Raw genomic sequence first — 17,935 nt, forward strand, 5'->3', positions numbered from 1 at the left:
CAGGGCAGGCAAGACGCCGGTCCCCGTTGGCCCAAGCCATGGAGCTTGCGGCCGGCGGGTCGGAACCGTAATTTGCCGTCATGTCCCACGATCATGACCATGACAACGAACTCGATCCGTTTGCCGCCCGGGTGCGGGCGCTCGAAACCATCCTGACCCGCAAGGGGCTGATCGATCCGGCCGCGATCGACGTCATCGTCGATACCTACGAGACGAAAATCGGCCCGCGCAACGGCGCCAGGGTGGTGGCCAAGGCGTGGAGCGATCCCGCCTTTGCCGAGTGGCTGAAGCGCGATGCGACGGCGGCGATCGAATCGCTGGGCTATAGCGGGCGCCAAGGCGAGCACATGCAGGCGGTTTTCAACACCGGGGATACCCACAACCTCGTCGTCTGCACGCTGTGCTCCTGCTATCCCTGGTCGGTGCTTGGCTTGCCGCCGGTGTGGTACAAGGCGCCGCCCTACCGGTCGCGGGCGGTGATCGATCCGCGCGGCGTGCTCGAGGAATTCGGGCTGGTGCTGCCGGCCGGGACGAAGATACGCGTCTGCGATTCGACGGCGGAACTGCGCTATCTCGTCGTGCCGATGCGGCCCGAGCGCACCGAAGGCTGGAGCGAGGAGCGGCTGGCCGAACTGGTCAGCCGCGATGCGATGATCGGCACCGCTCTGGCGAGGCAACCGGCATGAACGGGCCGCAGGATCTCGGCGGACAGATGGGATTCGGCCCGATCTCGCCCGAAAAGGATGAACCCTATTTCCATGCGGAATGGGAGAGGCGGGCGCTCGGCGTGACGCTCTGCGCCGGCGGCATGGGGGCCTGGAACATCGACGAGAGCCGGCACGCGCGGGAATCGCTGCATCCGGCCGACTATTATGGCTCGAGCTACTATCAAATCTGGATCAAGGCGCTGGAGACCCTGCTCAAGCGGCACGGCTTCGTCAGCGAGCGCGACCTCAGCGCAGGCGAGGCGATCGATCCAGCGGCGACCCCGAAACGAGTGCTGAAGGCGGAAAACGTTCCGGCTGTTCTGGCCAAGGGCGGTCGTTGTGACCGGCCGGTCGAGACAGCGCCGCGCTTCAAGGCCGGTGATTCGGTGCGAACCAAAAACATCAACCCGACCGGTCATACCAGGCTGCCGCGTTATGCGCGGGACAAGCAGGGCACGATCGAGGCGGTGCGCGACGGCTTCGTCTTTCCCGACAGTAACGCGCATGGGCAGGGCGAGAATCCGCAGTGGGTCTATACCGTGGTTTTCGATGGCACGGAAATCTGGGGCGAGAGCGCCGACCCGACACTGACCGTCTCGATCGACGCCTGGGAGAGTTATCTTGAGGCGGTCTGAAGCGAAGGGGCCTGGCGCCGGTTTGCCCGCCGGCCTCGACGCACCGGTGTTCGCCGAGCCATGGCAGGCCGAAGCGTTCGCCATGACGGTGGCCCTGCACGACAAGGGCCTGTTTTCGTGGGGCGAGTGGGCGGATGCCCTGTCGGCCGAGGTGAAGAAGCCAGGTGCCGCGGCGGACGGCCATGATTATTACGAGCATTGGCTGGCGGCGCTGGAAGGGCTGCTTGCCGCCAAGGGGCTGGCCGCCAAGCTCGACGTCGACGCGATGGCGCAGGCCTGGGAGCGCGCCGCGCATGCCACGCCACATGGCAAGCCGATCCTGCTGGAGAACGATCCGCGCGCTGCCAGCTGAAGTTGCGCGGCTGCTTTTTTCGTTCCCTTTACGTTCTTGCTTGCGGCTGATAGCCTGAACCGCAGTCGCCACCGGCTGTGTCGATGCTGGTGGCGGCTATCTTGTCTTTGCCTTGCGAATCCGGTCACACGATCAGATGGAATTTTCACCCCAACAAGATGAGGCGCTGCAAGCGGTCGCCCGCTGGCTTAAAACCGGTAAGCCGCAGTTGTTCCGGCTGTTCGGCTATGCCGGCACCGGCAAGACGACGCTGGCGCGCTATTTCGCCGAACATGTCGACGGCCAGGTGCAGTTCGCCGCCTTCACCGGCAAGGCTGCGCAAGTGCTGCGCTCCAAGGGCGCGGTCAACGCCCGCACCATCCATTCGCTGATCTACCGGCCCAAGGGCGAGGAATCGGTGGCCGACGAGGTGACCGGCAAGACCTCGATGTCGCCGACCTTTTCGCTCAACCGGCAGAGCCCGATCTCGCGCGCGAAACTGGTCGTCATCGACGAATGCTCGATGGTCGACGAGCAGCTTGGCCGCGACCTGATGAGTTTCGGAACGCCGATCCTGGTGCTGGGCGATCCCGGCCAGTTGCCGCCGATCTCGGGCGGCGGCTTCTTCACCGATCACGAGCCCGACTTCTTGCTGACCGAAATCCACCGGCAGGCGCGCGACAATCCGATCCTGCGGCTGGCGCTCGACGTGCGCGAGGGCCGCGAATTCATGCGCGGCGACTATGGCACCGCGCAGGTGATCGGCAAGGAAGACGTCAACCAGGAACTGGTGCTGCTGGCCGACCAGGTGCTGGTCGGCACCAACCGCACGCGGCGGCGCTACAACCAGCGCCTGCGCGAACTGAAAGGCTTCAATGCTGATTACCCACAAGCGGGCGACAAGCTGGTGTGCCTGCGCAACGATCCGGCCAAAGGCCTGCTCAACGGCTCGCTGTGGAAAGTGATGACGTCGTCGCGCGAGACGGTGAAGCCCGGCATCAACCTTCTGGTTTCGCCCGAAGAGGACGATCCGGATCGCGGCGTCGCCAAGATCAAGCTGCTCAAGGCGGCGTTCGAGGATCCGGACGCCGAAATCCCCTGGCAGCAGAAGAAGCGCTTCGACGATTTCGACTATGGCTATGCGCTGACGGTGCACAAGGCACAGGGCTCGCAGTGGAACGAGATCGTGCTGTTCGACGAAAGCTGGGCCTTCAAGGAAACGCGCCAGCGCTGGCTTTACACGGCCATCACCCGGGCCGCAGAACGACTGACCATCGTCAGATAGAAGCGGGGAGACGGAAACCGCGTTTCATTGTTTTTCTGGAGCGGGTGTGGCCTCCTCACTCGTCGGCTGCGCGCCGAGCCATTCCCAGGCAGCAGCTTCGTCCTCGAGCTTGAAATACCTGAATTCGACGGGCGACGAATCGGGCAAGGCGCGTCGTGCGTTCGGCGTCCAGTCAGGGGCGCCGATCGCCGCGCAACGGCCAATATGTTCCAATGCCTGGACGGCACCCTTCTTGATGGTCTCATCCGAGATATCCGCCCAATCGACGCCCTCGTGATCGACTATGCGCACGGCCACGTCGATTCTCCGATGGAGCAAATAGGCCGCCTCCAGCAGGCCGAACAGGTTCTCGGCATCGGCGGCCGAGACATGGCCGACCACATCGATGGCAAAGAGGTCGTCGCGGCTGGTGTCGATGCGGCGAATCGCTGGCACGGATTGGAGGAAATTCAAGGCGGTGCCTCCCTTTCGCGGAATATGTTGGTCTTCTGGAACACCGGAAAGGCCCTATCTGTTCCCGTCAAAGACGCTATAGATGCGCCGTCTCAAATGCGCCGCGCCGGAACGAATGAGCGTGGCGTGCCTCGATCGCCTGTTTCACGGACGCCAAACCATGCCCGCCAAGCTTTCTGTCAACCTCAACGCCATTGCCATGCTGCGCAACCGGCGCGACCTGCCGTGGCCAAGCGTGATCGGTGTCGGCCGCCTTGCCCTTGCCGCCGGAGCGCATGGGCTGACGGTGCATCCGCGCCCCGACGAACGTCACACCCGGCATTCCGACCTGCCCGAGATCAGGGCGCTGATCGACGATGAGTTCCCGCAGGCGGAATTCAATACCGAGGGCTACCCAAGCGAGGATTTCCTGGCGCTCGTGGAAAAGCACCAGCCCGAACAGGTGACGCTGGTGCCTGACGATCCCGCGCAGGCAACCTCCGACCATGGCTGGAACTTCGTTGCCGATGCGGCGTTCCTGACGCCGATCGTCAGGCGTCTGAAGAAGGGCGGTTTCAGGGTCTCGCTGTTTTCCGACGCGGATCCCGCCGGCATAGGGGCTGCGCGCGATACGGGCGCCGATCGTATCGAACTCTATACCGGCCCTTATGGCAGCTACCATTCCGATTCCGGCAAGGCGACCAAGGAATTGGAAAGATTGGGGAAAACGGCAGACGCGGCATTTGCCGCCGGCCTCCAGGTCAATGCCGGACACGATCTGACGGTGGCCAATCTGCCTGATCTGGCAAGGCGCATTCCGGCATTGGCCGAAGTGTCGATCGGACATGGGTTGACAGCCGACGCGTTGGAGTATGGCATGGCCGGCACAGTGGGTCGGTTTCTCAGGGCTTGCGGCTGGTAGGGGTAATGCTTCGTATTGGTATGGCAGCCATCGCGTGCACTTGATATCGTATCGCAGCATGCATAGAGCAACGCGCGCTTTTCGGAGAGTGGTCGATGGCCCTTGCCAATAGCGGGAGCGAGGCTGAAACCGTCGAGCAGTCGAGCCATTCGGAGGTCGAGCAGCACAGTACCAAGGTCCTGATGCTGGGCGCGCTCGGTGTCGTCTATGGCGATATAGGCACAAGTCCGATTTACGCTTTTCGCGAGGCGCTTCACGCCTCAGCCGGCATCGATACGCGCGTTCACGTGCTTGGCGTGCTGTCGCTTATCGTCTGGGCGCTGACGATCATCGTAACCATCAAATACGTCGCCTTCGTGCTTCGCGCCGACAACAAGGGCGAAGGCGGCACGCTGTCGCTGATGTCGTTGGCACGCAGCGCCTATCCCAAGGGCGCCCGGCTGATCCTCGTGATCGGTCTTTGCGGCGCGGCGCTGTTTTTCGGCGATTCGATCATAACGCCGGCCATCTCGGTGCTGTCGGCGGTCGAAGGCCTGACGGTGGTGACCCCGAAGCTGGACGCCTATGTGGTGCCGATCACGCTGGTCATCCTTGCCATCCTGTTTTCCGTGCAGCGCTTCGGCACGGGAAAGGTTGCGGCGGTGTTCGGGCCGGTGACGGCGCTGTGGTTCCTGGCGATCGGTGTCGCGGGCCTCTGGCACTTGATGGATGATCCATCGATCCTGCTCGCCATCAATCCCTATTACGCGGTCGCCTATCTGGCCAGCACACCCACCGCCGCCTTCGTCACTGTCGGCGCCGTGTTCCTGGCAGTAACCGGGGCCGAGGCGCTCTATGTGGATCTCGGCCATTTCGGACGCAAGCCGATCGTGCTGGCATGGTTTTCCGTGGTTTTCCCCTGCCTGCTGCTCAACTATTTCGGGCAGGGCGCCTTTGTGCTCGCCAATGACGGAAAACCGACCAATCCATTCTTCCAGATGCTGCCCGACTGGGCGCTGATGCCGATGGTGGGACTTGCAACGGCCGCGACGGTCATTGCCAGCCAGGCGGTCATTTCGGGTGCTTTTTCGCTGACCCGGCAGGCGGTGCAACTCAACCTTCTGCCACGTATCGAGGTCCAGCATACCTCGGAAATGCAGTCCGGGCAGATCTACATGCCCCGCGTCAACCTGCTGATCGCCCTGGGGGTGATGCTGCTGGTGGTCGGCTTCGGCAGTTCGAGTTCGCTGGCTTCCGCCTATGGCATCTCGGTGACTGGCGAAATGCTGATGACGACGATCCTGCTGTTCGTGGTGATGCGCAAGATGTGGAAATGGAAGCTGGCGCTCGCCCTGGCGCTGACCTTGCTTTTCGGCATCATCGACAGCGGCTTCTTCCTGGCCAATGTCGTGAAGATCGTGGAAGGCGGCTGGGTCTCGATCACCGTTGCCTGCCTGATGGGGCTGATCATGTGGACGTGGATACGCGGCAGCCGCTATCTCTTCGACAAGACTCGCCGCAACGAGATCCCGCTCGATTGCCTCGCCGGCAACCTTTTGAAGAAAAAGCCGCAGCTGGTCTCGGGCACCGCCGTATTCCTGACCAGCGATCCGCTCAGCGCGCCGACCGCGCTGATGCACAGCCTCAAGCACTACAAGGTGCTGCACGAGCAGAACGTCATCCTCTCGGTGGTGACGGCGCCGCAGCCCGTCGTGCCCGACAGCGAACGCGTCAAGATGGAGACGGTCAACGAGCTGTTCATGCGGGTGACGCTGACTTTCGGCTACATGGAACAGCCAAACATTCCACGCGCGCTGGCGATCTGCCGCAAGCAGGGCTGGAAGTTCGACATCATGACGACGTCCTTCTTCCTGTCGCGGCGCTCGCTCAAGGCTTCGCCCAATTCCGGCATGCCCGTGTGGCAGGACCGGCTGTTCATCGGCCTGGCGCGCTCGGCGGCCGATGCGACGGAGTATTTCCAGATACCCACCGGCCGCGTCGTTGAAATCGGCACGCAGGTCGCCATTTAACAGACACGCGCTTGCCGGGCCGCGGGTCTGCCCTCCGCGAGAAGTCGCCCCGCAAGAGCCGCGCGCTGCCGACATGAGTGCCATAACGCTACGGCACTTGATATTGCACTGCAGCAAGCGTAGAGCACCGCGCGTTTATCGGAGTGTCGTGCATGGCCCTTGCCAATGCTGGTAGTGAGGCAGAACCCGTCGACCAATCGAGCCATCCCGAAATCGAGCAGCACAGCACCAAGGTGTTGATGCTGGGCGCACTCGGCGTGGTCTATGGCGATATCGGCACCAGCCCGATCTATGCGCTCCGGGAGGCGTTGCACGCTTCGTCCGGCAGCGATGTCGCGACCCGTGCCGATATTCTCGGCGTGCTGTCGCTGATCATCTGGTCGCTGACTATTACCGTCACGGTAAAGTACATCATGTTCGTGCTGCGTGCCGACAACCGCGGCGAGGGCGGCGTGCTGTCGCTGATGGCGCTGGCCCGCGGCAGTTTTCCGAAGCGCTCGGCGGTGATTCTCGGCATCGGCATCGTCGGCGCCTCGCTGTTTTTCGGTGACGCGGTCATCACGCCGGCGATTTCGGTGCTTTCGGCGGTCGAGGGCATGAATGTCGTCACCCCCACTTTCCAGCCCTATGTCGTGCCATTGACGCTGGTCATCCTCGCCGTGGTGTTTGCCGTCCAGCGCTTCGGTACCGGCGGCGTTGGGCTGGTGTTCGGGCCGGTGACCGCGGTGTGGTTCCTGGCCATCGGTCTGTCCGGCATCAATCACATCATCGTCGATCCGGAAATCCTGTGGGCCGTCAGCCCGCACTATATCGTCGCTTTCCTGATCAATTCGCCCGACGTCGCCTTCGTGACGGTCGGCGCCGTCTTCCTTGCCGTGACCGGCGCGGAAGCGCTCTATGCCGATCTCGGCCATTTCGGCCGCAAGCCGATCGTGCTTGCCTGGCTGGCGATCGTGTTCCCTTGCCTGCTGCTCAATTATGCAGGGCAAGGCGCCTTCATACTGGCGAATGGCGGCGTGGTGGGCCATCCGTTCTTCGAGATGAACGGGGGTTGGACGCTGATCCCGATGGTGGTGCTGGCGACGGCGGCTACCGTCATTGCCAGCCAGGCGGTCATTTCAGGGGCTTTTTCGCTGACCCGGCAGGCGGTGCAGCTCAACATGCTGCCGCGGCTGGAAATCCTGCACACATCGGAAAAGCAGTCCGGCCAGATCTACATGCCGCGCGTCAACCTTCTGCTGGCCCTGGTGGTGATGATGCTGGTGGTCGGCTTCGGCGAGTCCAGCAAGCTGGCCTCCGCCTACGGCATCTCGGTGACCGGCAACATGCTGGTGACGACGGTGCTGCTCTATGTCGTCATGACCCGTATCTGGAAATGGAAGCTGTCGCTGGCGGTCCCGCTGACCGTGCTGTTCGCCTTCATCGACATCGGCTTCTTCGCCTCCAACATCGTCAAGGTGTTCGAAGGCGGCTGGGCGTCGCTGGTCGTGGCCTTCACCATCGTGCTGGGCATGTGGACCTGGGTGCGCGGCAGCCGCTATCTGTTCGACAAGACCCGCCGCAACGAGATCCCGCTCGATTTCCTCGCCGGCAACCTTTTGAAGAAAAAGCCGCAGCTGGTATCCGGCACCGCGGTGTTCCTGACCAGCGATCCGCTCAGCGCGCCGACCTCGCTGATGCACAGCCTCAAGCACTACAAGGTGCTGCACGAACAGAACGTCATCCTTTCGGTGGTGACCGCCCCCCAGCCCGTCGTGCCCGACAGCGACCGCGTCAAGATGGAGACGGTCAACGAGCTGTTCATGCGGGTGACGCTGACCTTCGGCTACATGGAACAGCCCAACATCCCGCGCGCGTTGGCGATCTGCCGCAAACAGGGCTGGAAGTTCGACATCATGACGACGTCTTTTTTCCTGTCACGGCGCTCGCTCAAGGCTTCGCCCAATTCCGGCATGCCGGTATGGCAGGACAGGCTGTTCATCGGCCTGGCGCGCACGGCGGCGGACGCCACTGAATATTTCCAGATCCCGACCGGACGTGTGGTAGAAATCGGCACACAGGTGGCGATCTGACGAGTTCGATCGTCTCGACCTGAACGGGGAGGGCTGAGATGAGCGGCGAATTGGTGCTTGTCACCGGCGGATCGGGTTTCCTCGGCGCACACTGTATCCTTGCCCTGTTGAAGGCGGGCTATCGCGTGCGCACGACGGTGCGCTCCGCCAAGCGCGAAGCCGACGTTATCGCCATGCTGAAGGCCGGCGGCGCCGAGCCAGGCGACAGGCTCTCCTTTGCCATCGCCGACCTCATGAGCGACGCTGGCTGGCCCGACGCCGTCGCCGGCTGCGACTATGTCCTGCATGTCGCGTCACCGTTCCCGCCCGGCGTGCCCAAACACGAGGACGAGCTGATCGTTCCGGCCCGCGAAGGCGCCTTGCGTGTGCTCAAGGCTGCACGAGACGCCGGCGTCAGGCGCGTCGTGCTGACATCGTCCTTCGCGGCCATCGGCTATGGCAAGATGCGGCCCGACGGCCGGCCCTTCACCGAGGAGAGCTGGACCGATCCAACGGCCAAGGTCAGCGCCTATGTGAAGTCGAAGACGCTCGCCGAGCGCGCGGCTTGGGATTTCATCGCCGCCGAGGGTGGCAGTTTGGAGTTGGCGGTCGTCAATCCGGTCGGAATTTTCGGGCCTGTCCTCGGATCAGACCATTCGACGTCCACCGAATTTGTCCAGCGCATGATGAACGGTGCCATGCCGGGATTGCCGCGCCTGTCCTTCGGCGTGGTCGATGCGCGCGACGTGGCCGACCTGCACGTGCGCGCCATGACCAATCCCGCCGCCAAGGGCGAGCGGTTTCTGGCCGTCGCTGGCGATTTCATGACGGTGCGGGCGATCGCGCGGACTGTGAAGACGCGGCTCGGCGCCGCCGCCTCGCGGGTCTCGACGCGGGAGCTTCCCGATTGGCTTGTGCGGGCGGTGGGGCTGTTCAACGCGGAAGCCGCGCAATTGGTGACGGAACTCGGCAAGGTCAAGAACGCCACCAACGCCAAGGCCGTGCGCATGCTCGGCTGGGCGCCGCGCTCGCGCGAGGACGCGCTGGCCGCCACCGGAGAAAGCCTGATCCGGCTTGGGTTGGTCAAAACCCCGAAATAGCGCGGCGGGAGAAAGACTTCCCGCCGCGCGCGTTTCAGCCTGCCAGTGCGGCCTTGTTGGCCTCGAGGAACTGCTTCAGCGGTACCGACTTCCGACCGGAAAGCTTTTCGACGGAGTCCGTCACCATGCCAAGGTCGCCGGCGCGCGTGGCAGCATCGAAGGATACGAGAAGCCGGGCGATGGGCTCGGGAAGGCCCGCGCCTTTCATCCCCTCGGCCAAGGCCTCGTCCGAAAGCTGAATGACCTGGATCGGTTTGCCGGTGACTTCGGTAACGAGTGCGGCGACTTCGGCTGATGTATAGGCCCTGGGTCCGGTCAGTGTGTAGGTCTTGCTTTCGGTCGCGTCCGAAGCCAGCCCCGCCGCAATGGCCGCGGCGAGGTCGTCACGCGCGCCGTAAGAAATGGCGCCGTCGCCCGCGGACGTATACCATTGGCCCGAGGCGAGGATCTGCGGCATCGCCATGAACAGGTTCTCGTCATACCAGCCATTGCGGAAGATCGTGTAGGGAATGCCGCTGGCCTTGATCGCCTGTTCGGTGTCGTAATGGTCGGGCGCGAAGAGCACCGGCGAACCCGGCTCCGTGTTGGGCAGGGAGGTGTAAAGCAGGTGGCCGACGCCGGCCTTGCTGGCCGCAGCGACCGCCGCGAGCTGCTGTTCGCGGCGCTTTCCCTGGATCGCCAGCTCGTTGGTCGAAATGATCAGCGCCCGGTCGGCGCCGGCGAAGGCTTTGGCAAGCGAGGCCTGATCGTCGAAATCGGCCTCGCGAACGGTGACGCCGCGCGCCGACAGGTCGGCAAGATTGGCGGGCGTGCGGGTCGTGGCGATGATCCGGGCCGCCGGTATCTCGAACGTGTCCAGAAGATGGTTGATGACGCTGCGGCCGAGCTGGCCGGACGCGCCGGTAACGAGAAGAGTTGCGGTCATGGAGGATCCTGACATTGCGCCGGAAGGGCGGTTCGGGTGGCGGTCTCAAAAAGAGACCAGCACTAAAATAGGAATTGACCCACTGCCGTAAAGAAGGCAGTTTTTCGGGAGGTAGGCACACGCAGGGAACCAGCCATGGACAGCCGGACCGTCAATCTGAAATCCAAACTCGAAGTCTACAAGGCGATGACCGACGGCGGAAACATTGCGGATTGCCCGGTCCGCGACGTCATCCAGGGACTCAATGGCAAATGGAGTTCGCTGTTGACGGCGGCCCTTGCCGAGCAGCCCTATCGCTTCGGCGAGCTGCGGCGGCTGGTTCCCGATATCTCGCAGCGCATGCTGACCCAAACGCTCTACGATCTGCAGCGCGACGGCTATGTGCGTCGCGAAGTGTTTCCAACCAAGCCGCCCAGCGTCGAATACAGCCTGACCGACCTTGGGCGATCGATGTTCGACGCTTTGCAGTATCTGTTGCAGTGGGCTGAAAACAACCACGACGCGGTGCGCGGCGCCCGCACTGCCTTCGACTCGGCCCAGGTTCGAACGGCCGGGTAGCGCTCGGCGTCGCGAATCGATGTGATCCGGCGGCTGGGTTCCCACGCCCTTCTACCAGTTGGATTCCGTGGCGCTGCCCTTCATCCGCGACAGGCTGGTGGCGACGACCGCCAGGGTTTCGCCGGCGCGGCGGTTCCTGGCGTCGATGGTGGCCGGCACGGTGATCGATCCGTTCAGGCGGGCTGGGCTTGCCGAAGCGCGGTGGTCGGATCGCCTTGCCGAATGAGACTCGAGAGAAAAGACTCCTTCGCCCGCAGGAAAGCATGCAGGCGCTGCGGATAGTCGGGCGCGACGGCGCCCTTGATCGAAGTGCGTTCGCTCAACGCCTCGCGCCAGGCCTGGACAAGCGGCTTGCCGTCCAGGATGCCGAAATCGCCGATGCGGTCGAAGGCGTCGAGATAGCGGAAGACCGGGCCGTAAACGGCATCGACGAGGGAAAAGCGACTACCAGCGAACCATGGCTCGCCGTGCCCGGTGCCGTCCGACAGTTCAGCCTCGACACGGTGGAACATCGCCGACAGGACGCTGGACTCGGCGAGGAGGCCGGCCTCGCTCGATGCTGAATAGAACCGGCCGATGGCGTTGAGGATGGCTGAGCCATACTCGATCCAGGCGCGGTGCCGGGCGCGGGCATAAGGGTCGGCCGGGTGGAGCGGATTGGCCTGTGTTTCCTCGAGGAATTCGAGGATGACCGCGGATTCGAAGATCATCGTCTCGTCGCCATTTTGCCGTACGCGCAGCAGCGGCACCTTGCCGAGCGGCGAGATCGCCTTGAACCAGTCCGGCTTGTTGGCGAGGTCGATGTCGACGCGTTCGAACGGGACGCCCTTCTCGGCCAGCGAGATCGCCGCACGCTGGACATAGGGGCAAAGGGGGTGGCTGACGAGACTGAGGGTGTCGGTATGTTGCATGGGGATGTGCCTCTCAATATCGATGCAATTGCATCTATGTAGATGCAATTGCATTGATCGTCAAGCTTGATGCAATTGCATCTATCTCTTATGGTGCAGCCATGACAGAGATGCCTTCGCCGGATGCAATCAAGGTCTGGGCCCGCCTGATGCGGGTTTCGCGCCAATTGATGGAACGCGCCGAGGAGGCTCTGAAGGAGGGCGGCCTGCCGCCGCTTGCATGGTACGACGTGCTGCACGAGCTTGCCGAGGCCGGCGAGGGCGGCTTGCGCCCGTTTCAATTGATCGAGCGCACCCTTTTTGCGCAATACAACATCTCGCGGCTGTTGGCCCGGCTCGAGACCGACGGTCTGGTCGAAAAACTGCCGGTGGCCGATGACGGGCGTGGGCAAACCATCCGAATCACGGCCAGGGGACGTGAGACGCGCCGCCGGATGTGGGCGGTCTACGGACGTTCGATCGCCGAACTGGTGGGTGCCAAGCTTTCATCGGATGAGCTGAGCATGATCTCGGAACTGCTTGGCCAGCTGCGCCATCCGCCCGCCGCGGACTGATCTCTGTCGTGTATTCGGAATCAGAGTAGCCGGAACGGTCGGCTGGGCAAAACCTGACCTCCGCCCAGACCGACGAGTCCAAAAATTGATTTGACGATCTCGTGCTGCGGCGCGCTCAGGAAATTCGACTGAACATGGACTTCATCGGGTTTGCGCCAGATCAGAAGCGGGTATCCGAGCCGCAAGGATTTCGGCAAAGCGGTGGGGTCACGCATTTGCAGCGTGACGCCCCAGTTGTGGACTGGCCGTGCGCTCACGACATCCATCCATCTGACCGACAAACCAGAGCGATTGTCGATCAGGCTCTGTTTGTCGATAATCAAGACTGGTTCATTCGATCGGGCGTCCTGGAAGCAAAAAAGCGCGGCAGCCGATGAAAGCGGGACCATCCCAAGGGCGAAAAGTCCAAACAGTGTCAGCGCTATGTTTTCAAAAAATGTGTGGTGGGGCGTGCCGAGAAACAACGTCAATGCGGCAATGGCCATTATCAGCGTAACAAATGTCCAGAAAGCGCCGACAAAGACGGTCATTCGTCTGTTCACATACGCTGTAATCGGAAGCTGGACCGATACCGGGGAGACCACGGACTTCCGGAAAGTAGGCTCCCCTGGAATGACAATGAATTGGTCAGGGTCGGATGCTGTCACAGCTCTGCCATCGCTCGTCGGAACTCAAGTTGCGCTTGGTCAAGAATAGCTTTTCGGCATTACGGTCAGATTTACAACAAGCATGGCTTTGTAGGTTTCGATCCGTTCTACAGCAGATCGCTGCATCGAAGGTGCTGGCGGTTCTCGCTGCGGCGAAAGGGCTTGCGTACGCCGACGCAATACGTCATAGAAGTGGCGAACCGTAACGTACGGTACGGCTTGCCGAAATTGACTGGCTTGGCCGTTCGCGAGGGAAGAACGTGTTGCACAGCGTGCCCGACATCGACAACAGCGAGACGCTGACGGAGCGGCAGCAGGCCGTCCTGGATGCGGCTTTGCGGTTGCTGGTCGAGGACGGCGACAACCTGACCATGGCCGCCGTCGCGCGGCGAGCGAGCTGTTCGAAGGAAACGCTCTACAAATGGTTCGGTGACCGCGACGGCCTGCTGACCGCGACCGTGCAGTGGCAGGCGTCCAAGGTGCGTGTGGCGCAGGTCGACGGCAAGGGGCTCGACCTTGTCTCGCTGGCGGCGAGCCTGGAGCGCTTTGCCCGCGACTGGCTCAAGGTCATTTCAAGCGATACCTCGATCGCGCTCAATAGGGTGGCGGTCGGTCATGCGGGTTCGGGCAAGGACAATCTCGGCGCCGTCGTGCTGGAGAATGGGCGCTTTGCACTGGCCAAGCGGTTGAAGCCGGTGCTGGAGGCCGGCCGGCAGGCCGGGCTCGTTGAATTTGCGGATGCCGAGACGGCGTTCCGTACCTTTTTCGGGCTGGTTGGCCGGGATGTGCAGATCCGTCTGCTGCTCGGTGACCGGCTGGAATTGACTGAGGCGGCGATCGGCGGCGATGCCATCCGCGCGACGCAACAGTTTCTCGCTCTTTTCGGAGCAAAAACCGGGCCTCAAGGCCCATAGAGCCGGATGATTTCAGGTCAAATCGACCTGAAATCTGAATCCGGCTCTACATCAAGAGATGGAGCATGATGTCGTCCGAAAACCGCTTCACACTTTTCGGCATCATGCTCTCTTCAAAACGGGAAGGAAGTAAAATGCGTGTCTATTACGATCGTGATGCCGATCTCAACCTGATCAAGGGTAAGAAGGTCGCCATCATCGGCTATGGCAGCCAGGGCAGGGCGCATGCGCTCAACCTCAAGGATTCCGGCGCCAAGGAGATCGCCATCGGCCTCAAGGCCAGCTCGGCGACCGCCAAGAAGGTCGAGGCCGACGGGCTCAAGGTGATGAGCGTCGCCGACGCCGCCAAATGGGCCGACCTGATGATGATGGCAACGCCCGACGAATTGCAGGCCGACATCTACAAGAACGAAATCGCGCCGAACATCCGCGACGGTGCCGCGATCGCCTTCGCGCACGGCCTCAATGTGCATTTCGGCCTCATCGAGCCGAAGTCGACCGTCGACGTCGTCATGATCGCGCCGAAGGGCCCGGGCCACACGGTGCGCGGCGAATACCAGAAGGGCGGAGGCGTGCCGTGCCTGGTCGCAGTCAACCAGGACGCCTCTGGCAATGCGCTCGACCTCGCGCTCTCCTACGCCTGCGGCGTCGGCGGCGGCCGTTCGGGCATCATCGAGACCAATTTCCGCGAGGAATGCGAGACCGACCTGTTCGGCGAGCAGGTCGTTCTGTGCGGCGGCCTGGTCGAACTGATCCGCGCCGGCTTCGAGACGCTGGTGGAAGCCGGTTACGCGCCGGAAATGGCCTATTTCGAGTGCCTGCACGAGGTCAAGCTGATCGTCGACCTGATCTATGAAGGCGGCATCGCCAACATGAACTATTCGATCTCCAACACCGCCGAGTGGGGCGAATATGTCTCGGGTCCGCGCATCATCACCGCCGAGACCAAGGCCGAGATGAAGCGTGTGCTGAAGGACATCCAGACGGGAAAATTTACCTCGGAATGGATGCAGGAATACCGCGCCGGCATGTCGCGCTTCAAGGGCATCCGCCGCATGAACGACAGCCACCAGATCGAGGAAGTCGGCTCCAAGCTGCGCGCGATGATGCCGTGGATTTCCAAGAACAAGCTGGTCGACAAAGCCAAGAACTGAACGATCCAGGCCCGACCAATAAAACGGCGCCGCGAGGCGCCGTTTTTATTTCAGATTGCCAGGTTCGATTACAGCTCAACTGTAAGGCGACCAGCACTGCTGGCGCGGGCCGTTGTAGGGCTGGAACGTGTTGTCCCAGGCTCGATACGACCGGTACCTGTTATAGCACCACTGGACATGGGCGCTGGAAAGCCGACCCGCACGGTAGTAGCGATGCGGGTGATAGTACCGCGGATAGGAGTCATAGTAATAGGGATCATAATAGTTGTTATAGGCCAGGCTGCCCAATCCAAGGCCGAGGCCTAGACCCAAAATGGCTGCGTCACCATCATCGAAGTTTCGACGATGATGCCGCCAGCGCCAGTTGTTATTGCCATTCCAGTTGCCGCCGTTCCAGTTACGGGAAAAATGACGTTGACCGCTGAAGTTGCCGGAGCGGAATCTGAAGTCGCCGCCGCCGTTGCGCCAGCGCCAGATCGGGCGATCGTTACCGCCGGCCCAGCTGTCGCGGACGGGGATGATCTGCGGCGCGGGCGTCGCGGTTGCGGTCGAGAGATCGGGTTGCAGGATCGGGCCGGCGAGCGACGGCACCGTCAGCCCCGCAACAAGGCCGAGGCTTATCAGCCCGGACCGGAAGGAAGAAAAGAGCGGTTTCATTTCACTCTCCAAGGAGTAAAGGCCCCACGCCGACACCCGGGAAGAGGCCTATTGATGGGACTTTTCCTATGAACGGAAGATGAACGGAAAGGTTCCGTCAACCATGACGGGCATGCGCCTTGACTCTTGTGTTGGCTGTCGCTTGCAGGCAAAGGTCGGGGCATGTCGCTGCGCCTTGCCACCTTCAATGTCGAGAACCTGATGAACAGGTTCGATTTTTCCGGCTATCGCAACCAGCTCAACGAAGACCGGACGCTGGCGCTGTTCGATATCCAGAGCGAGGCCGAATACAGGATGCTGGAACAGGCGCGTGCCATCGCGCAATCCGACGATACGCGCCAGCTGACGGCGCTGGCCATCGCCGCCACCCGTGCCGACATCATCTGCATGCAGGAGGTCGACAACATCGAGGCCCTGAAGGCCTTCGAATATGGCTATCTGTTCAAGATGGTGGGGCAGGGTTACCGCCAGAAATACACCACATCGGGCAATGATTCGCGCGGCATCGATGTCGCCCTGATGATGCGCAACGAAACCGCGCAGGGACAGCCGATCGAATTCGTGCGCATGACCAGCCATGCCTATGTCACCTACGAGCAGTTCGGGTTGCACACGCCGGAGCTTGCAGCCCTCGGCAGCCAGGCCAATGAACGCATCTTCCGGCGTGACTGCCTGGAAGTCGATGTCACCGTGGGCGGTGTGCCGCTGACGCTCTATCTCGTGCACTTCAAGTCGATGGGGTCGCCCCGCAACGGGTTCGACGGACGCGAAGCGACGATGCCGGTGCGCATCGCCGAGGCGCAGGCCGTGCGGCGCATCATCGAGGAGCGTTTCGGTGTGGATCATGCGGCCGACAAGCGCTGGGCGATCTGCGGCGACATGAACGACTACCGTCAGCGCGTGAAGATCGCCGGCGATGAGATCGACGGCTACCGTTTCCAGGTGGTCGACGAGAACCTGTCCTGCATCAATGTGCTGACAGCGGGCGGCTTCTGCGAAAACGTCGTCGAGCGGCGGCCGGAAATGAACCGATGGAGCTTCTATCACACACGCGGGCCGCAAGAGCGGCATCTGTGCCAACTCGACTACATCCTGCTGTCGAAGGGGCTGGCGGCGAAGAACGCCACCGCGGTACCCGACATCATCCGCAACGGCCAACCCTGGCGCACGATCTTTCCCGCCGGCCAGGAAGTCGAGCGCTTCCCGCGCACCGGGTGGGATCGGCCCAAGGCTTCGGACCATTGCCCGGTGGCGATCACGCTGGACATGGTCTGATGGGCAGGATGTGGGCAGGATAGGGCCTGAGCCGACATGAGTTTTGATCTTCCGCGCAATGTCATCCTGCCGGTCGACGCCATCGATGTGCGCCTCGATGCCGGCCCGCATCCCTTCGCGGTGGATAATGCCGAGACGATCGCCGAGAACTGGCGGCAGGAGATATCGGCCAATCCGGCGCTGTTCGACGGCACGGTGGTTCTGCTTTCAGAGCTTGCCTATCGCGACCGCAGCCTCGTTGGCCGGTGCCATGCGATCAACTACTCGACCTTCATGCTCTGGCGCAAGCGGCGCGAGAATTCCGGCGCCGAGCACGCCTATGGCCATGCCATGCTGGTGGCCGGGGACAACGCGCTGGTGGCGATCCGCATGGGACGACACACAGTGGGTGCCGGCAGCGTCTATTTCGCCGCCGGCTCGTTCGAGCCGATCGATTTCCGTGATGGGCTGGTCGATGTCGATTTCAACATGATCCGCGAGGTGCGTGAGGAGACCGGCCTCGACCTGTCGGATGCCAGGCGCGGCGTGCGCTGGCACGCCCTGTCGGCGGCAAGCGGCACCGTCATCTTCCGCCGTTATCACGTGGACGAGCCTGCCAACGAGATTGCGCGCCGAATCTCGGCCTTCGTCGCCACCGAAGCCGATCCGGAGATCGAGGGACCGGTGGTGATCCGCCATGCCGGCGACCTGCCGGACGGGTTGTCGCGGCACATGAAGCCGCTGATCGAGTGGCATTTTTCGAACGAAGGCTAAATCGTTAGTACCCTGGGCGTGCGTCCTGCCGAAGAGTGCAGGGCTGCGAATCCAGGTTAACGGGGAAGTTGACCGAGGATTGAGGCGAGGTAGTCGGGGCTCCATCCGGCCTTTT

Annotated in this window: 19 protein-coding genes and 1 pseudogene; 15 read left to right on the top strand and 5 right to left on the bottom strand. The window is 62.6% G+C overall.

Going from position 1 to position 17,935, the window contains the following annotated elements; all coding sequences use genetic code 11:
• Positions 1-80: 80 nt before the first annotated feature.
• The 4 genes from nthA to LB536_RS12175 all read left to right on the top strand — a co-directional run bounded on the left by nthA (position 81) and on the right by LB536_RS12175 (position 2,958).
• Positions 81-686: a nitrile hydratase subunit alpha gene (gene nthA, locus LB536_RS12160; RefSeq protein ID WP_140758076.1), complete on the top strand. Its 606-nt coding sequence runs from the start codon at positions 81-83 to the stop codon at positions 684-686.
• Positions 683-1,342 carry a nitrile hydratase subunit beta gene (gene nthB / locus LB536_RS12165; protein WP_224592402.1) on the top strand — a complete coding sequence of 220 codons (660 nt, stop codon included), beginning with the start codon at positions 683-685 and terminating at the stop codon, positions 1,340-1,342. The genes nthA and nthB overlap by 4 nt, the downstream gene beginning before the upstream one ends.
• Positions 1,329-1,694 (top strand): nitrile hydratase accessory protein, encoded by a 366-nt coding sequence (locus tag LB536_RS12170; protein ID WP_224592404.1) that lies wholly within the window; start codon positions 1,329-1,331, stop codon positions 1,692-1,694. The genes nthB and LB536_RS12170 overlap by 14 nt, the downstream gene beginning before the upstream one ends.
• 136 nt (positions 1,695-1,830) lie before the next feature.
• Positions 1,831-2,958, top strand: a complete 1,128-nt coding sequence (locus tag LB536_RS12175) for an ATP-dependent RecD-like DNA helicase (RefSeq protein WP_224592406.1) — start codon at positions 1,831-1,833, stop codon at positions 2,956-2,958.
• Positions 2,959-2,982: 24 nt separating this feature from the next.
• Here the strand turns inward: LB536_RS12175 and LB536_RS12180 are convergent, their stop codons facing one another.
• Positions 2,983-3,411 (bottom strand): STAS/SEC14 domain-containing protein, encoded by a 429-nt coding sequence (locus LB536_RS12180; RefSeq protein ID WP_224592408.1) that lies wholly within the window; start codon positions 3,409-3,411, stop codon positions 2,983-2,985.
• Positions 3,412-3,571: 160 nt separating this feature from the next.
• On the opposite strand from LB536_RS12180, the gene LB536_RS12185 reads away from it, so the two are divergent.
• The 4 genes from LB536_RS12185 (at position 3,572) to LB536_RS12200 (ending at position 9,472) form a co-directional block, all read left to right on the top strand.
• Positions 3,572-4,312, top strand: a complete 741-nt coding sequence (locus LB536_RS12185) for a pyridoxine 5'-phosphate synthase (protein WP_224592410.1) — start codon at positions 3,572-3,574, stop codon at positions 4,310-4,312.
• Between the two features lie 95 nt (positions 4,313-4,407).
• Positions 4,408-6,321 (top strand): potassium transporter Kup, encoded by a 1,914-nt coding sequence (locus LB536_RS12190; RefSeq protein WP_224592429.1) that lies wholly within the window; start codon positions 4,408-4,410, stop codon positions 6,319-6,321.
• A 152-nt stretch (positions 6,322-6,473) separates the two neighbouring features.
• Positions 6,474-8,393 carry a potassium transporter Kup gene (locus LB536_RS12195; RefSeq protein ID WP_140812679.1) on the top strand — a complete coding sequence of 640 codons (1,920 nt, stop codon included), beginning with the start codon at positions 6,474-6,476 and terminating at the stop codon, positions 8,391-8,393.
• A 38-nt stretch (positions 8,394-8,431) separates the two neighbouring features.
• On the top strand, positions 8,432-9,472 hold the full coding sequence (locus tag LB536_RS12200) for an SDR family oxidoreductase (protein ID WP_224592433.1): 1,041 nt from the start codon (positions 8,432-8,434) through the stop codon (positions 9,470-9,472).
• Positions 9,473-9,506: 34 nt separating this feature from the next.
• Here the strand turns inward: LB536_RS12200 and LB536_RS12205 are convergent, their stop codons facing one another.
• Positions 9,507-10,397 carry an SDR family oxidoreductase gene (locus LB536_RS12205; protein WP_224592436.1) on the bottom strand — a complete coding sequence of 297 codons (891 nt, stop codon included), beginning with the start codon at positions 10,395-10,397 and terminating at the stop codon, positions 9,507-9,509.
• A 135-nt stretch (positions 10,398-10,532) separates the two neighbouring features.
• On the opposite strand from LB536_RS12205, the gene LB536_RS12210 reads away from it, so the two are divergent.
• Both LB536_RS12210 and LB536_RS12215 read left to right on the top strand, forming a co-directional pair.
• Complete coding sequence (locus LB536_RS12210; protein ID WP_224592439.1) at positions 10,533-10,955, top strand: winged helix-turn-helix transcriptional regulator; 423 nt, start codon at positions 10,533-10,535, stop codon at positions 10,953-10,955.
• Positions 10,956-10,998: 43 nt separating this feature from the next.
• Positions 10,999-11,181 (top strand): annotated as a pseudogene (locus LB536_RS12215) (FAD-dependent monooxygenase); the annotation flags it as partial.
• Here the strand turns inward: LB536_RS12215 and LB536_RS12220 are convergent.
• Entirely contained in the window at positions 11,129-11,866 is a 738-nt protein-coding gene (locus LB536_RS12220) for a glutathione S-transferase family protein (RefSeq protein WP_224592442.1), read from the bottom strand. The pseudogene LB536_RS12215 and the gene LB536_RS12220 sit on opposite strands and share 53 nt — an antisense overlap.
• 101 nt (positions 11,867-11,967) lie before the next feature.
• On the opposite strand from LB536_RS12220, the gene LB536_RS12225 reads away from it, so the two are divergent.
• Positions 11,968-12,420 (top strand): MarR family winged helix-turn-helix transcriptional regulator, encoded by a 453-nt coding sequence (locus LB536_RS12225; protein ID WP_224592519.1) that lies wholly within the window; start codon positions 11,968-11,970, stop codon positions 12,418-12,420.
• 20 nt (positions 12,421-12,440) lie between these two features.
• On the opposite strand, the gene LB536_RS12230 is transcribed toward LB536_RS12225, so the two are convergent.
• The gene (locus tag LB536_RS12230; RefSeq protein ID WP_224592462.1) at positions 12,441-12,950 is read right to left on the bottom strand and encodes a hypothetical protein; all 510 of its coding nucleotides are present in this window, start codon (positions 12,948-12,950) and stop codon (positions 12,441-12,443) included.
• A 377-nt stretch (positions 12,951-13,327) separates the two neighbouring features.
• Between LB536_RS12230 and LB536_RS12235 the strand changes: the two genes are divergently transcribed.
• Together LB536_RS12235 and ilvC are read left to right on the top strand one after the other, a co-directional pair.
• Positions 13,328-13,981 (top strand): TetR/AcrR family transcriptional regulator, encoded by a 654-nt coding sequence (locus tag LB536_RS12235; protein ID WP_140758065.1) that lies wholly within the window; start codon positions 13,328-13,330, stop codon positions 13,979-13,981.
• A gap of 134 nt (positions 13,982-14,115) precedes the next feature.
• Entirely contained in the window at positions 14,116-15,135 is a 1,020-nt protein-coding gene (gene ilvC / locus LB536_RS12240; protein WP_224592464.1) for a ketol-acid reductoisomerase, read from the top strand.
• A 75-nt stretch (positions 15,136-15,210) separates the two neighbouring features.
• Here ilvC and LB536_RS12245 read toward each other — a convergent pair whose 3' ends face one another.
• Complete coding sequence (locus tag LB536_RS12245) at positions 15,211-15,792, bottom strand: BA14K family protein (protein ID WP_224592467.1); 582 nt, start codon at positions 15,790-15,792, stop codon at positions 15,211-15,213.
• Between the two features lie 162 nt (positions 15,793-15,954).
• Here LB536_RS12245 and LB536_RS12250 point away from each other — a divergent pair, with 162 nt between their 5' ends.
• Positions 15,955-17,067 (top strand): endonuclease/exonuclease/phosphatase family protein, encoded by a 1,113-nt coding sequence (locus LB536_RS12250; protein ID WP_224592470.1) that lies wholly within the window; start codon positions 15,955-15,957, stop codon positions 17,065-17,067.
• Positions 17,068-17,103: 36 nt separating this feature from the next.
• Positions 17,104-17,820: a hypothetical protein gene (locus tag LB536_RS12255; protein ID WP_224592473.1), complete on the top strand. Its 717-nt coding sequence runs from the start codon at positions 17,104-17,106 to the stop codon at positions 17,818-17,820.
• The last annotated feature ends 115 nt before the right edge of the window (positions 17,821-17,935 follow it).

Origin of the sequence: Mesorhizobium sp. ES1-3 (assembly GCF_020164795.1) — a bacterium.
In the GTDB taxonomy this organism is placed as follows: Bacteria; Pseudomonadota; Alphaproteobacteria; order Rhizobiales; family Rhizobiaceae; genus Mesorhizobium.